At 40.6% G+C, this 244-nt stretch carries 1 protein-coding gene; it reads left to right on the top strand.

The genetic code is table 11. The features are described 5' to 3' along the window. Window positions 1–205, top strand: a 205-nt coding sequence (locus tag AOA61_RS05690) for an adenosylcobinamide amidohydrolase (protein ID WP_218197340.1), incomplete at its 5' end; no start/stop codon positions are given. Window positions 206–244 lie beyond the last annotated feature (39 nt).

The raw sequence follows: 244 nt of genomic DNA, 5'->3' as shown, positions 1-244 counted from the left end.
GGATGTAAGAATAGGTACGATTAATACGATGTTGTTTATTGATGCTCATTTTACTGATGGGGCACTTGTCAATGGACTAATGTCAGCAACTGAAGGGAAAGTAAAAGCGCTTCAAGACCTTCAAATAAAAGATCCTCTATCCAATACAATTGCTTCTGGTACTTCCACTGATAGCGTGCTCCTTGCATTAACCCAGAAGGAATAAGAACCCCTTATGCAGGTTCAGGTACACTTATTGGTGAGG

This window comes from Pseudomonas sp. 2995-1 (genome assembly GCF_002742505.1).
Classification (GTDB): domain Bacteria; phylum Pseudomonadota; class Gammaproteobacteria; order Pseudomonadales; family Pseudomonadaceae; genus Aquipseudomonas; species Aquipseudomonas sivasensis.
The sequence above is the reverse complement of the archived record's forward strand: the minus strand, read 5'-3'. Positions and strand labels throughout refer to the sequence as shown.